Consider the following 14,519-nt stretch of genomic DNA (forward strand, 5'->3'; position numbering starts at 1 on the left):
TTCTTCACGGCCCTTTATGACATTGAGCGAGAGGTCATAGCACTCGCTCCCGAAGAGCGACGTCAAATTCGCGAGACCCGGGCAAAGCCGATCACTGACAGGTTGTACGCGTGGATGCAGAATCAACGCCGGCTGGTGCCGGAAGGATCTGCCATCGCTAAAGCATTGGACTACAGCCTCAAGCGCTGGGATGCGCTGGTGCGCTTCCTGGATAATGGCAATGTTCCCATAGACAATAATTGGATTGAGAATCAAATCAGACCGGTGGCAATCGGTCGCGGCAATTGGCTATTTGTCGGATCGCTACGAGCTGGGAAACGGGCCGCTGCCATCATGAGCTTGATTCAGTCGGCCAAACTCAACGGGCACGATCCATATGCCTACCTGAAAGACGTGCTCACGCGCTTGCCGACGCATAAAGCCAGCGAGATCGCAGATCTGCTACCCCACCGCTGGAAGCACAACCCGCCAGTCAACGCGTAGTAGAACGCATTTGCTATTGGCGGTATCCGTCAACATGACTTTACCAGCCGCTTACAAAAGTAATAAGATTACCGATGTTTTTTCGGAGGCCAATGGGCGGCGCATCGTCGGCCCAAGCCGCCGACGCCATCAGTAGTGTGGTCAGAGTAAATCCGACGACACCTGTTTTTTTTTCAAAGTTAGCATCGCAAAATTCTCCATGGATGAGGTTGTGCTGCAGGCGCAATGATGTCCGCGCCAGCTACCACTGCTGATATCAATTAATGGCTGCAGGCGTGGTCACATCTTTATAATCTGCACAACGACCTTCCCCTTGGCTCGACCCGTTTCGAGATACGCCAGTCCCTCCTTCGCTTGAACGAACGGAAATACTTTATCAATCACCGGGCGGATATGCGATTCCTCGAGAAGTTCACCGATTTTTGCGAGTTGGAGGCCGTCAGGGCGCATAAACAGGAATGAATAGCTGGCATCATGCTTTTTCGCGAGGCGAATGATCTTACTGCTCAGCAGAGCGAACACGAACTTCATTAAAAAATTCATTCCGCGCGCGCGAGCGAAGGTTGCATCCGGCGGACCGATTAGCGAGACGACATTGCTCCCTGGCTTCACAATCTGCAGCGCCTTTTCGAGCCCGTCTCCCCTGATCGTACCCAGTACGGCGTCATAACCCCGCAGCACTTTCTCAAATTCCTGCTTCTTGTAGTCAACCACTTCATCAGCGCCAAGGCTACGTACCAGATCCACGTTACCTGTGCTGGTGGTAGTTCCTACCGTGGCGCCGAGGTGTTTCGCCAACTGGATAGCGAAGGTGCCAATGCCGCCCGCCCCCGCAGGGACAAATACCTTCTGTCCAGGCTTGATCTTTGCACGCTCATTGAACGCCTGCCATGATGCGAGTCCGACCATCGGGATCGAGGCGGCTTGCACAAAATCCAGTTTTACCGGTTTAAGTGCAGCTGCATGTTCAGGTACAACAGCAAATTCAGCGAGGCTGCCAGTACCAAGATCAAAGATACTGGCGAATACGGCATCGCCCACCCTAAAACGGCTAACGCCGCTCCCGACTTCCACCACGACACCGGCGAGGTCACTCCCCATCGTGGCCGGCAGCTGAAACTTGAGGATGGGCTTAAACGTTCCTTTTGGAATCATGTAATCAATCGGATTGAGACCGACGGCGTGAACCTGGACCAGAATTTCGTCCGGCTTGATCGTCGGCCGGGGAATGTCGGCGAACACGAGCTGGCCGGCGCCACCGTATTTTTTCAAAATAAGTGCTTTCATTATTGCCTTCCTTGTTTCGTTAAATAAGCCTGCTGTTCAAGTACTGGCGAAGACGTTATCCAAATCGCAAAGCAGGCGGTCATTGCTGACTTAAGCTTTCCTGCGCCGATGGCTGGTGTCCGACTGTGCGGGATGGCCGCACCCCACATACAGGAGCGCTAGCATGAACGCGAGTTCGATGAAAACGGCTATCAGGATTCTGGGAGTGGCGTTCCCCGCCTTAAACTCCAAAACCCCCAGTGCCGCGAGCATAAAACAGGCAACCACAACTCCTTTGATCAGCGCTGATCTGCCCACTGATGGCTCAGCATTTCTGGCTGAGAACAACATGACGGCGATTCCTGCATACAGCGCTGCTGCACGCCGACTGACCAATCCGGCTGAAGATGTGAATTCAACACCCCAGTCTGACAACAGGAGATCGGGCGCTAACATCCAGGTGAGCGCTAAAACCAAGAAAACGAGCGCAGACAAGATCGCGAGGCCTTGGAAGTTCAGCTTCATGGACTTAGCCTGCGAGCGCCGGATAGTCCGTATAGCCCTGCGGTCCAGGCGTATAGAACGTGCTTGGATCTGGGCTGTTCAACGCTTCGTTTTGGCGCATGCGGTCGATCAGGTCGGGGTTGGCCAAAAAAGCCCGGCCCATCGCTATCAGATCCGAGTGGCCCTCAATCAGCGCTTGCTCCGCGCTATCTTTGTCGAATCCGCCGGCAAGGATGAAGGCGCCGCTGAACGCGACTCGCAGATCGGCCTTCAGCTTGGCTGGAACAGGCGGAGCGCCTATCGCCGAGTGATCCAGGATGTGAACGTACATGAGGCCGAATGCGGAGAGCTCCTTCACCAGCGTCACATACTGCTCATCCACATCCGCGGAGGGTCCGGTGGCGTTAAAAACCCCATATGGCGATAAGCGGATGCCGACTCGTTCGGCGCCGATCTCCTTTGCTGTGGCGCGGACGACCTCAAGCACGAGTCGGTTACGCTCTTCGGGTGTGCCTCCGTAACCATCGGTTCGATGGTTGATATTGGCATTCAGGAATTGTTCGAGCAAATATCCGTTGGCGGCGTGCAGCTCGATGCCGTCGAAGCCGGCATCGATGGCCAGGCGTGCGGCGGTTGCAAATTCGTGAATCGCAGCCGCGATGTCGGCCTCGGTCATCTCGCGTGGCGGCGTGTGCAGCTGGCTCCCCTGGCTATCGGTCCACATCTCGCCGGGGCATGTATCGGATGATGGGCCCAGTACCTCGGCCCCGGTCGGCAGGTTTGCCAGGTGGCTCACTCGCCCGGTATGCATCAACTGCACGACAATCTTGCCACCCTTGGCGTGGACTGCATCCGTTACGAGTTTCCAGCCTTGTACGTGGGCATCATTGAATAATCCCGGTATGCGCGCGTAGCCCAAACCGTTCGGCGATGGCGAGGTGCCCTCAGTAATGATGAGGCCGGCGGAGGCACGCTGGGAGTAATAAGTGGCCATCAGACCGTTCGGCGTGTTGTTCTCGACGGCGCGACTGCGCGTGAGCGGAGACATCACAGCCCGATTGCTGAGATTGATGGCACGTAGAGAGAAGGTGTCAAATAGCATTTTCGGTGATCCTTTAAATAGAATTTCGTTTGCAAAATCAGATAGGTAGAAGGCGTTGTGCGACCTTGCCGGTTTGTGAGGTAGCGAAAAGTGCAAGGCGGGCTGATTCAAATCGCTCGATTACTTCCGTGTCAGCCACCGACGGCCAGGTGATGTTTTCGCCTTTATCAAGCGCGGACAAGGCCGCGTCCACCAGATCCTCCGTCGACATGACGGACTCAGGGGCAAGCGCTGCCAGGGGCACGCCGGAGTGGTCCCAGACCTCTGTGGCCGTGGCTGCGGGGAGCACAACCTGCACCTTCACACCGGTATCGGCTAGTTCTTGCTGAAGTCCGCGACTGAACGCAAGAACGAACGCTTTGGTTCCGCTATATACGGAACTGATAGGCAGAGAGTTTTGCGCCATGACGGAGGAAATGTTGATGATCACGCCTTCATTACGTGACTTCAGCCCAGGCAGGACTGCATGTGTCAAACGCGTCAATGCCGTAATGTTCAACGTGATCTGGGACAAAGAGTCCTGTAAAGGACTGTCTGAGATCGAGGCGAGTCGAGCGATGCCAGCATTGTTTACCAAGACGCTGACCGCCGGATTGCTGGAGAGAAATTGCTCGACACTGGTCTGACCAGCCTCCGTTTCAAGGTCGGCGATCATTGGCGCGATCCTCACGCCGTGTGCTTTTGCAATCTTGACAGCTAGCGACTGCAAGCGCTCCGCGCGACGCGCAACAAGCACCAGGTCATAGCCCCGTTTGGCCAAGCGGTCGGCATAGACCGCGCCGATGCCCGACGACGCACCGGTTACAACTGCAATTTTTCGAGAAGAAGTAGACATTATTAACCCTTAATGTGAAATATATATGATGATCGTCATATTTAAATGTAAAAAACTACCGATAAACTCAAACAGCAGCCGGTGTAAATTGCTTCAGTGCAGCTGCGCACAGCGCCGCGGATAACTTAGGGTCGTCAACGGCACGCGCAATCATGGTAGTGCCAATCAAGGCACAGACCAGCGCCATCGCCTGCTCGTGCGCCTGCGGCTGCCCCCAATCGGGCAACTGGCGTGCGAACAAATCGATCATTTCCTTGATGTGAATGGTTGCGGCACGTCGCACCTCCGGCGCTTGGCGCGGCATTTCCGAACCCAGCGCCGAGACTGGGCAACCCGTCTCGATAGCCCCTATATGCTCCGACGACAAATAAGCCTGCATCATGGCCTGCAGCGCTTGCCCCGGTGGTGCGGTCGCCGCCACGCGCGCCGCCAATGCCACTGATTCGGCACCGGCACGGTCCCCTGCCTCGGCCAGCAAAGCGTCGCGCGATTCGAAGTGAGCGTAAAAACCGCCGTGCGTCAGCCCCGCTTCTTTCATGATGTCGGCTACGCCAGTACCGCTGTAGCCGCTGCGGCGGATGGCGCGTGCGGCCACCTCCAGGATACGTTCGTGTGTGGCTTCTTTGCGGCCGACGGCGGTTTGTTTTGTAGATTTCGTTCTCATGATGATCATCATATACCATTTCAAATTAATCTGCACACGCACCGATTCGGAAAGGACAATTGCGGCGCCTGACAGGGCTGCTAGCGATTGTTTTGCCCGATAGCGTTAGATTACTAATATCTACCCGCACTTCCCCTTGGGGGTTACGTAAAGTCGGTTATTCCCCGCTAGATTTTCGTAAACAATTTTTAATCTAAAACTATCGAGCGAAAAATATGGCTCCCATATAAATCAATGAGTTAGATGGAATTTTGCGCCGACACAATTACATTAGAGCGCTAAAGAATAAAGTCTGTCGAGTTTTAATAAAGTCTGCATGGATTACCGCGGTTTCCCTTTCAGTCCAACCAACCCAATTGTCCGTGCAATATGTAGTGCTTCGCGGAATCAACTATACATCGCTGCTTCCTGAACATTAAAAAATCTGACGAATCTTGCTTGACAAATGAGATGACTGGTCATATTGTATTTGCATGCCAAAGCCAAACGTACACGATCATATATTCGAAGCAGCATTAAAACTCCTCCCCGAGAAGGGTTTCAATGGTTGCAGCGTGCAAGACATTACTGTTGCAGCCGGTGTGCCGAAGGGGTCGTTTTACAACCACTTCGAGAGCAAGGAAGTGCTCGGAGCGGAGATCGTGGCCTATTATGGAACACGCGGCAACTTGCGGGATGTATTGAAAGATCAGTCAATCGCGCCAGTGGAACGATTGAGACAGTATTTTGTTGGACTCAATGAAATGATCGTTAGCCTCGACTTTGAACAAGGTTGCTTACTCGGCAATTTTAGCGCTGAACTGTCGGATCAAAGCCCGATCATCAGAAGCGAGTTGGCTCGAGTGTATGAAGCTTGGACCAACACTATTGGGGCGACCGTTGCTGCCGGCCAAGCCGATCACTCGATAGGGAATGAACTGAGCGCGCGGACACTCGCGGGATTTTTGCTCAATGCGTGGGAGGGGGCGACCTTAAGGGCGAAAGTTGAACGGAGTCGCGATGCATTTGATACGTTCATGGATGTGACGTTTCGTAAAATTCTGGTCTGACCCCCTGTCGCAAACAGTTTTTGGTTTTTTTTCTGACTTTTTTAAGATGACCGGTCATATTAAAGGAGATTTACATGACTGCTGAAAATTCCGCCACATCGACGAATGCCCCACTCTACTTGCTGGCGCTGGGTACTTTCGCTGTTGGCGCCGAGGGGTTCATGATTGCAGGGATACTACCTTCGATCGCCACAGACTTGTCTATAAGTGTCTCGGTCGCAGGACAGCTTGTGGCAGCCTTCGCTTTCGCATATGCAATTAGTTCGCCAATCTTAACGGCGCTTTCGAGCGGCGTTAATCGCCGCAGGCTGCTTATCTTTTCTATGTGCGCGTTCACGCTGGCTAATCTCTTAGCCTGGAGCGCAACCGGTTATTGGTCTTTGATGGGCGCGCGCATTCTACTTGCGTTTGCGGCAGGTTTGTACGTTCCAAGTGCGAATGCTCTCGCGGGAGCCCTGGTTACTCCGCAGCGACGAGGAAGCGCTCTGGCCATCGTCAATGGTGGACTTACGGTTGCAATTGCTCTCGGCGTCCCATTGGGAACCTTCATCGCCAACAAATTCGGATGGCGCATGACTTTCGTTGGCCTTGCCATGGTCGCAGCTATCGCAACCGCAGGGCTGAGTCTGGGATTGCCAGGGAGTATTGGAGCGGGACTACCCGTCGCCAGCCTGCGCGAGCGAATTAACGTCGCACGGCAACCGGCGGTATTGCTGGCGTTGTTGGGCACGACGCTCTGGGCGTTGGGTGGATACACTGTCTATACCTACCTCGCTCTGTTTGTTCAAACAGTGACCACTATTCAAGGCGAGCATGTTGGCTACGTGTTGTTTATGTGGGGCGTGGCTGCGGCGATAGGCGTGGCGCTTGGCGGGACGGCAAATGACAAGTTCGGCTTCCGTTCCGTCATTCTGCCCGCACTCTTCTTTATGGTTGTTTCCTTCTTGACGCTCTCAGCAACAGCTCATCTTCTTCCGCAAACCATGGCGATTGCACCTGTGTTCGTTGCCGTAGCCGTTTGGGGAATAGCTGCGTGGGCCTTTTACCCCGCCCAACAAGCTCGCTTGATGGCCATAGCAGGGATCAAGGTCGCACCGATTGCCCTTTCGCTGAATGCCTCGTTCATGTATCTCGGCTTTTCACTTGGCGCCGGGGTTGGCTCCCTCACCCTAGCTTACAGCCGCGTGTCGAACCTGGGCTTGGTTGCGGCGACATTCGTCGCTTCTTCTTTATTACTGACATTGGGTACGACCCGCCGGAATGTACTCAAGGTCGAGTTGGCTTGAGTGGCGCTTAAACACAACTGATGACTCCAACAGATCACAGGGGGGAACGACATGACGAATTCATGAGACGGTAGGAAGATCGACTGGGAACGCCCCGGTTGACGAACGGGCCAGAGCGCGCCCTGCTGCAAATTGTACTTAAACAAACCAAACAAGAGGAACAGAAAATGAAACTGAGTGGAAATACTATCTTTATTACCGGTGGTGGTTCAGGAATTGGGCGCGGCTTGGCAGAGGCTTTGCACAAACTGGGAAACCAGGTAATCATCTCCGGCCGGCGTAAGGGCCATCTGGCTGAGGTAACCAAGGCGAATCCCGGCATGCAGTCGGTGGAACTCAATGTTGAGGATCCTGCCAGCATCGCAGCGGTCGCAACAAAACTGATTGCAGAGCACCCAAAGCTTAATGTGCTGATCAACAATGCGGGCATCATGCAGATCGACGATGCCGCGAGCACAATCGATGAAGGTCTCCTGGTGTCGACCATCACCACCAATCTGATGGGGCCGATCCGGATGACGTCGGCGCTGATCGAGCATTTGAAGAAACAGGATGCGGCTATTGTCATCAATGTATCGTCGGTACTCGGGTTTGTACCACTGGCGATGACGGCGGTGTATTCCTCCACCAAGGCAGCCATACACTCGTATACCCAATCGCTGCGCTACAAGTTGAAAGACAGTTCGGTGAAGGTGCTGGAGTTAGCTCCGCCCTGGGTGCAGACGGACCTGCTGAATAGTAATGACGAACCTCGGGCGATGCCTCTGGCGCAGTTCATCGACGAAACCATCAAGATCCTTGGGACAGACACGGAGGAGGTATTGGTGGAAGGCACAAAGACGCTGCGCAATAACCCGGGACCGGGCGAGGCTGCGCTTGTAATTCAGTTCAACGACACGATGGAGCAACCGCCACATTGAGCGGAGATCGCTGTGGCGAGCGACGATGATGCGTTGTTGCGATCACCTTTCGAGTTGAGTCCTCTGTGCACATCGTCGCCGTCCCAATGTGGCTTGAGATCAAACTGCGGCGTGGTCTGCGAAGGTTCTTTTTGATAAACAGTGCAGGTATCTTTGCGGCTGAGAGCATAACCGTGAATTTGGAGAACAAAATGAATGAAACGATTGAAACGAAAAATAAAGCACTTGTCCTTGAGGCATTCGACACCTTGTTTAACAAGCGTGATTACGTGACATGCGAACGCTATTGGTCGCCCAATTACATCCAGCACAGCGCTCATATTGAACCCGGCCGCGACGGCCTGTTCAATCTCATCAAAAGCGTTCCAGCTACGCTGAAGTACGAACCTGGCGTGATTGTCGCCGATGGCGATTTCGTGATAGTCCACGGGCGATTTTCTGGTCATGGCCGGCCGAAGAACTGGATCGCGGCAGACATTCTACGCATCGTCGATGGCATTCTGGTCGAGCATTGGGACGTCATTCAAGACGAGGCTTCGCATGAGGAATCAAAGAGCGGCCTTCCCATGTTCGGCAACAAATTTCCTGAAGAACTTTGAATTATCAGAGATGAAATTTCGACAGATTTTATTCTTTCTTTTCAAGTCGTGTAACATGGCAGATCACAAATCAATCATATCTTGCCGATGTGCGCCGTCACCGATCTCGACACATTACTGGCCTCCATGAGCCCGCTTGCGAGCCCAGGTTTGTTTGTTTTCTGTTCCATTCCACATGCAAGTTACGGTATGTATGCGACATTGGCGCCGATTGCATCGTTTCAAGAAAAAGAAGGATTGACGCTGATTCTGGACAAGCAAGCTGCCGACCACGCTCAACTGGCTTACGAAGGTGCGTTCGCCATGATTACGCTTAATGTCCATTCCAGCCTCGCTGCTGTCGGGCTAACTGCCTCCGTGGCGACAGAACTGAGCAAGTCTGGCATCAGCGCCAATGTGGTTGCCGCCTATTTTCACGATCATGTATTTGTGCCAGCGTCGCGTGTCGACGAGGCCTTAACAGTGTTGACTAGACTGGCGCAATGCCATGCCAGCAAAGTCGTTTCGTAAAAAATCAAACCGAATACGGAAGGAAATCAATCCTCCCTTCCTTGTATCGTCATTACGTTGTCGTGTGCCGAGGCTAATATATCCCGGATATCTATTTCCTCTTGTCTATGAAAGACTACTCATGTACATCCGCCTGGGTCCCCTCTTCACCACTAAATTCCTGGCCCGCTCCATCGTTATTGGATCTGGCCTGCTCGTAACTGCTTGCAGCAGTACAAGTGGTGATTTATCTACCACAGGTGCAACAGCATCCGGCTCTTTCAAAACACTTGACGGTACACGTCCTCTAGTCATCGGCCACCGCGGTTTACCCGGTTTGTATCCTGAAGAGACTCGGGCTTCCTACGAGAACGCGGCAGACGCAGGCGCAGATTCGCTTGAATTGGATCTGCACATGACTAAAGACTGCTTGTTGGTGGCGCGACACAACCCATGGCTGAGCGATAACACAAACGTCGCTGAAGTGGCGAAAACGAACGCCATTGTTGCAGCCCGCAAGCGCACCGTCCCAGGCGTATTGGTTAATGTGAAATACCCAGCGATGCCGGGTAATGGCCCAACTCAGTATCTGAGCGACTTGACCAATCCCAACGATCCAAAATCAGTATTGAAATCATTAGTCGTTGATGGCGAAGACCATACCAACGACTGGTCAATCAGCGATTTCACGATGGCTGAACTCAGGCAATGGTTCGGCGGCACCACTTATGATGCCCGCGACCAGCGCCCAACCGATCTGAACGGCAAGTTGCCGATTTTAAGTTTCCAGGAAGTGATCAATATCGCAAAAGCGAAAAGCGCAGCTACAGGTCGCCTCATTACAACTTATCCAGAAAGTAAAAATCCGATCTGGAACAATGCCCAAGCCATTGCCAATGGTTGCGGCGCACCGGGCAGCCATCCGTTTGAGGAGGCTTTTCTCAAAGCGCTCAAAGATAACGATCTCAATCGCAAAGACGCCCCCGTCTTCGTACAAAGCTTTGATCCAGCCAGCTTGAAATACCTGCGCTCTATCGGCCTGAAATCCAAAGCCGTTCAGTTAGTCGATGGAAACGGCATGAACTTCAAGACCGGCGAAACCATTTTCATCACTGATAAACCCAACACTTTCGTTAGCGGCCGCCCATATAGCTGGACCGTAGCGGGCGACCCTCGCTCCTTCGGTGCGATGCTTACACCGGCAGGATTGGCCGAAGTCAAAACCTACGCCGACGGCATCGGTCCGTGGAAGCCGCAGGCAATGTCGCTCACCGCTGCTTCGGCGCGAGATTCGTCGTCCAGAGCTAGCTTAGCTGAGGTCGACACCATCAAACCAACCAGCTTGATTAGCGATGCGCATAAGGCTGGTTTGTTCGTTCATATTTTCACCTTCCGCAACGAAGCTAAATACCTGGCAGGAGTCTACAAGGGGGATCCAACGGCAGAGTACCTGGCTTTTTACCGAGCTGGTGTTGATGGCGTATTTACGGATTTCACGCCAACCGCATTTTCTGCGCGCGCCGCCTACCTTAAAGAAATAACACGGTAATTGATAGTATTGATGTCTTTGGCGCCTCATGCTAAACAGCTTGAGGCGGCCTTTTAATAAACGCTCAGTATTCTTTGCTTGCCGAGCTACCCCGCTCAGTTTGATCCGCCCGCCATACCCTCGTGAACGCCGCAACCCTGTCTTAACATCCCTCAAAACCTGATTCCTTCAGGTCTTCATGACAACAATTTAGTCACTTTTTCCAGACTTGTTATCCCATTGCGTGCGATTTTCCATCCATTTCAATGAGCTAAGTCGCCTTGTGGCGCCACAAAAAGCTATATTTTTCATGCGCTTATCATTTTATGCAATCCTGGCATAGCATGTGCATGTTGATAAATAGCAAGGACGCACGAAAGCCTTGCCCAATAAATTAAAAAAGGAGACAAATGGATATCCAACGACGTCATTTCCTGCAGAAAACTGGCAAGTACGCAGCCCTTGCGGGAGTCGGCACAATCGCACCAGGGGCTTTTGCGCGAACAACTGCCAGTACTGCCATGGGGCACATTTCAATGACGGAAATGTCCCGTCGACTCGCTGCCGGCTCCTTGAGCAGCCGCCAATTAGTTGAAGAAGCACTAGCCGCCATCAACGATCCAAATGGAGAAGGTTCACGCGCCTTCATGACTGTCTACGCCGAGCAGGCGCGTACAGTTGCGACCGAGATCGATGCGCAGCGTCGTCGTGGAATTGTCGCCTCCCCGATTGCCGGCATTCCTATTTCAATCAAAGATCTGCTCGACGAGGCCGGACATACCACCCTGGGAGGCTCCACAGTTCTGGTAGGCCAGCCTCCAGCGCTGGTCGATTCGGCCGTAGTGGCTCGATTGCGTAAGGCCGGTGCTGTCATCATCGGGCGCACCAATACGGTTGAATTCGCCTACACAGGGTTGGGTATCAATCCACACTACGGCACTCCGAAGAATGTTTATGATCGTGCTACCGGCCGCATTCCCGGCGGTTCGACATCAGGCGGCGGCATATCGGTCGCTGACGGCATGGCTGCCGGCGCTATCGGAACCGATACCGGCGGCTCGCTGCGCATTCCTGCCGCGCTTAACGGCTTGGTCGGATTCAAGCCGACGCAACGTCGCGTGCCGCGCGAAGGCGTGATGCCACTATCGACCACCTTGGACTCGGTAGGCCCGATCGCCTGGAGTGTTGCCGACTGTGCGTTGCTGGATGCTGTACTCACAGGCGAGACCGTGCGAGTACCTCACACGCCCGCGTTGCGCGGACTGCGATTCGCAGTGCCGAAGACATTCTTCCAGAATGATTTATCCGATCCTGTAGCGCGTGCATTCACGACCGCGTTGGCACGTCTATCGGCAGCGGGAGCAATCATCGTTGAATTGCCGATGACTGAGTTCGCACAGGCGCCGAACATCAATCCACGAGGCATGATCACTGCTTCGGAGGCCTATGCGTGGCATCGCAAATATATTAAAGACGGGGCAGATAAATACGATCCGAGAGTACTCGCGCGAATCAAAACCGGCGAGACCATCAGCGCGCCAGACTATATTGAACTTCTAACCCTCCGGCGCGAATTCATCCTGTCGATTAACTGGGCCGCGGCTGGTTATGATGCGATGCTGATGCCGACAACACCTGATATTGCCCCTCCCATCGCCGATGTGATCAAGGACGACGAAAGTTACTATCGCATTAACGGACGCATGCTGCGTAACCCATCGGTGGTCAACTTGTTCGACGGCTGTGCGCTCTCGGTGCCATGCCATCAAGCTGGCGACGCACCGGTCGGAATTATGATTGCGGGTATTCAAAATACCGATCACCACATCCTCTCGGTAGGACGCGCCGTGGAAGCCGTTGTTTCTCCGTCTCGAAGCTGACGTTGGCTTCCCGGCAAGACCGTTTGGTCGAGCCGGGAAGGATGTAAACGGTTATCTGGTCCGAGCCTCGATCAATCGCTCCAGCGCCCGCCGAACCGCGTCCGCATGCGAAAGACCACGCATTTTTTCTTTTTCGTCCTGGATCAAACGCTCAGCCTGCTTGCGATCCCCATCGCAGGCACGAATCAGTGCACTGGTGCGATCTGCGCCAGCTTTGCTAGTAACAAGACTTCGAGTAAGTGCGGTTACTTCATGAGGAATATCTGACTCTTGCCGGTTTTTTTGTTTTTTACCGTAATACCAACCGATTAGCCCCATGAGCACCCCGGTTAGCACAGCAACGATCGCAGTTGATGAAATTTCCATAATGCCCCCTTGGCTGACAGGCATTTTATCGTTAACAAGAAGTAATGTTAATCATCGTGATTACAACTGCGAAACGTACAGCCCCTCCCCCTCCTTGTCAGTCGATCACAGCCAATCCCATCCTCGAAATATCAAGACGAATCACTTCTTCCTGGCCACAGACAGCTGTTCCTTTGGCAACGGTGCGTAGTCGGCTGGATTGGATGAGTTGGTCACCTTCGCGATGGCCGCCTGAGTTTCAGGGCTCATCGGCCAGTTCAGATTCTGGCCATGCGGTAGCGCCGGCGATTGAAACCATTTTGCATAGAGTTTGTTGATGTCCCCGGATTTGAAGATGTTCGTGATGCTGCTATCGACCACCTGTTTCAAAGCCGGATCGTTCTTGCGATAGATTAGTCCGAACGGCTCGACGGAAAGCGCATCTTTGCCAACGACCAGTTCATCCTTCATTTTGCTACCACCGGCCAGCGAAGCGAGCACAATATCGTCATTTACGAAAGCCGCAACCCGCCCGGTCTCGACTAGCAGAACTCCCTCTGCAGTATCGCGTGCCGAGACAATATCGATGCCAAGCTTCTGCTCATTATTGAGTATGGTGATCATCTTGATATGGGTAGCGCCGCTGTTGATTGCCAGCTTCTTGCCGCGAAGATCGGCCAGCGTCTGCACGTTGCTGCTGCGCTTGCTCAGGAGGCGGGAACCGCTAACGTAGAACGTAGGCGAGAATTCCACGATATTCTGACGTTCTGCCGTGTTGGTCGTATTGCCGCATTCAATATCGACCGTGCCGTTTTGAATAAGGGGAAGGCGGCTTGACGATGTTACCGGCAACAATGAGATATTCAGTTGCGACATGCCGAGCTGGCGCTGTATGGTCTTGGCGATGGAAAGACACAAGTCGATCGCATAGCCTTCATAGCCCTGTTTATCGTTCAGATAGGAAAATGGCTTGGTCGAATCGCGAACCCCGAGCACAATCTCGCCCTTCTCCTTGATTTTCTTCAGCGTCCCGCTCAGTTCTTCGGCGTGACTCGATTGCACCGTTTGGCCGCCGATGAGGCACAGCGCCAGCATGAGTTTTTTCATTTCTTATTCCCTGATGATTTCAATTATTATTTTGCGAAGATGTAATCCATGTTGGCAAACGATTTGAATTCCAATGCATTACCGGACGGATCCAGGAAAAACATCGTGGCCTGCTCGCCGACCTCTCCCTTGAAACGAATATACGGCTCGATGATGAATTTAATGTTGGCGGCTTTCAGCTTCTCAGCCAGAGCCTCCCAATCGGGCAAGGACAAGATCGCTCCGAAATGCCGTGATGGCACATCATGGCCATCCACCGAATTGCTCACGCTATGCCCGCTTTCGTCTGGAGCCAGGTGCGCCACCAGTTGATGTCCATAAAAATTGAAATCCACCCATTTCTCGGAACTGCGGCCTTCAGGGCAACCCAACAGATCGCCATAAAAGGCACGCGCCTCGGCTATGTCGTTCACGGGGAATGCCAAATGGAATAGTGATGTCGATGTCATATTGAATTCTCTT

The 14,519-nt window shown here is 53.3% G+C and carries 16 protein-coding genes; 8 read left to right on the forward strand and 8 right to left on the reverse strand.

Annotation, left to right across the window (positions count from 1 at the left end; all coding sequences use genetic code 11):
- Window positions 1-483: IS66 family transposase (locus BM029_RS20020; protein ID WP_139217304.1), on the forward strand; the 483-nt coding region annotated here is incomplete at its 5' end.
- A gap of 279 nt (window positions 484-762) precedes the next feature.
- Here BM029_RS20020 and BM029_RS20030 read toward each other — a convergent pair.
- The 5 genes from BM029_RS20030 to BM029_RS20050 all read right to left on the reverse strand — a co-directional run bounded on the left by BM029_RS20030 (window position 763) and on the right by BM029_RS20050 (window position 4,866).
- The gene (locus BM029_RS20030) at window positions 763-1,770 is read right to left on the reverse strand and encodes an NADP-dependent oxidoreductase (protein ID WP_092439061.1); all 1,008 of its coding nucleotides are present in this window, start codon (window positions 1,768-1,770) and stop codon (window positions 763-765) included.
- A gap of 90 nt (window positions 1,771-1,860) precedes the next feature.
- A complete protein-coding gene (locus tag BM029_RS20035) occupies window positions 1,861-2,274 on the reverse strand; it encodes a hypothetical protein (protein ID WP_092439063.1) in 414 nt (137 codons plus the stop codon).
- Window positions 2,275-2,278: 4 nt separating this feature from the next.
- Window positions 2,279-3,355 (reverse strand): alkene reductase, encoded by a 1,077-nt coding sequence (locus tag BM029_RS20040; RefSeq protein ID WP_092439065.1) that lies wholly within the window; start codon window positions 3,353-3,355, stop codon window positions 2,279-2,281.
- 37 nt (window positions 3,356-3,392) lie between these two features.
- The gene (locus BM029_RS20045) at window positions 3,393-4,193 is read right to left on the reverse strand and encodes an SDR family NAD(P)-dependent oxidoreductase (RefSeq protein ID WP_092439067.1); all 801 of its coding nucleotides are present in this window, start codon (window positions 4,191-4,193) and stop codon (window positions 3,393-3,395) included.
- Window positions 4,194-4,257: 64 nt separating this feature from the next.
- On the reverse strand, window positions 4,258-4,866 hold the full coding sequence (locus BM029_RS20050) for a TetR/AcrR family transcriptional regulator (protein WP_092439069.1): 609 nt from the start codon (window positions 4,864-4,866) through the stop codon (window positions 4,258-4,260).
- A 461-nt stretch (window positions 4,867-5,327) separates the two neighbouring features.
- Here BM029_RS20050 and BM029_RS20055 point away from each other — a divergent pair, with 461 nt between their 5' ends.
- The 7 genes from BM029_RS20055 (at window position 5,328) to BM029_RS20085 (ending at window position 12,605) form a co-directional block, all read left to right on the forward strand.
- Entirely contained in the window at window positions 5,328-5,903 is a 576-nt protein-coding gene (locus tag BM029_RS20055; RefSeq protein ID WP_092439071.1) for a TetR/AcrR family transcriptional regulator, read from the forward strand.
- 74 nt (window positions 5,904-5,977) lie between these two features.
- Window positions 5,978-7,189: an MFS transporter gene (locus tag BM029_RS20060; RefSeq protein WP_092439073.1), complete on the forward strand. Its 1,212-nt coding sequence runs from the start codon at window positions 5,978-5,980 to the stop codon at window positions 7,187-7,189.
- Window positions 7,190-7,356: 167 nt separating this feature from the next.
- Window positions 7,357-8,109 (forward strand): SDR family oxidoreductase, encoded by a 753-nt coding sequence (locus BM029_RS20065; RefSeq protein WP_092439137.1) that lies wholly within the window; start codon window positions 7,357-7,359, stop codon window positions 8,107-8,109.
- A gap of 191 nt (window positions 8,110-8,300) precedes the next feature.
- On the forward strand, window positions 8,301-8,708 hold the full coding sequence (locus BM029_RS20070; RefSeq protein ID WP_092439075.1) for a nuclear transport factor 2 family protein: 408 nt from the start codon (window positions 8,301-8,303) through the stop codon (window positions 8,706-8,708).
- 87 nt (window positions 8,709-8,795) lie between these two features.
- The gene (locus BM029_RS20075) at window positions 8,796-9,218 is read left to right on the forward strand and encodes an ACT domain-containing protein (RefSeq protein WP_092439077.1); all 423 of its coding nucleotides are present in this window, start codon (window positions 8,796-8,798) and stop codon (window positions 9,216-9,218) included.
- 121 nt (window positions 9,219-9,339) lie between these two features.
- Entirely contained in the window at window positions 9,340-10,746 is a 1,407-nt protein-coding gene (locus tag BM029_RS20080) for a glycerophosphodiester phosphodiesterase family protein (RefSeq protein ID WP_092439079.1), read from the forward strand.
- Window positions 10,747-11,246: 500 nt separating this feature from the next.
- On the forward strand, window positions 11,247-12,605 hold the full coding sequence (locus BM029_RS20085) for an amidase (protein WP_244545142.1): 1,359 nt from the start codon (window positions 11,247-11,249) through the stop codon (window positions 12,603-12,605).
- A gap of 51 nt (window positions 12,606-12,656) precedes the next feature.
- Here the strand turns inward: BM029_RS20085 and BM029_RS20090 are convergent, their stop codons facing one another.
- From BM029_RS20090 to BM029_RS20100, 3 genes are all read right to left on the reverse strand, one after another.
- Complete coding sequence (locus tag BM029_RS20090) at window positions 12,657-12,971, reverse strand: hypothetical protein (protein ID WP_092439082.1); 315 nt, start codon at window positions 12,969-12,971, stop codon at window positions 12,657-12,659.
- Between the two features lie 141 nt (window positions 12,972-13,112).
- Window positions 13,113-14,057 (reverse strand): amino acid ABC transporter substrate-binding protein, encoded by a 945-nt coding sequence (locus BM029_RS20095; protein WP_092439084.1) that lies wholly within the window; start codon window positions 14,055-14,057, stop codon window positions 13,113-13,115.
- 26 nt (window positions 14,058-14,083) lie between these two features.
- On the reverse strand, window positions 14,084-14,506 hold the full coding sequence (locus BM029_RS20100; RefSeq protein WP_092439086.1) for a VOC family protein: 423 nt from the start codon (window positions 14,504-14,506) through the stop codon (window positions 14,084-14,086).
- Window positions 14,507-14,519 lie beyond the last annotated feature (13 nt).

It is taken from the genome of Collimonas sp. OK607, from assembly GCF_900111995.1.
Classification (GTDB): domain Bacteria; phylum Pseudomonadota; class Gammaproteobacteria; order Burkholderiales; family Burkholderiaceae_D; genus Collimonas.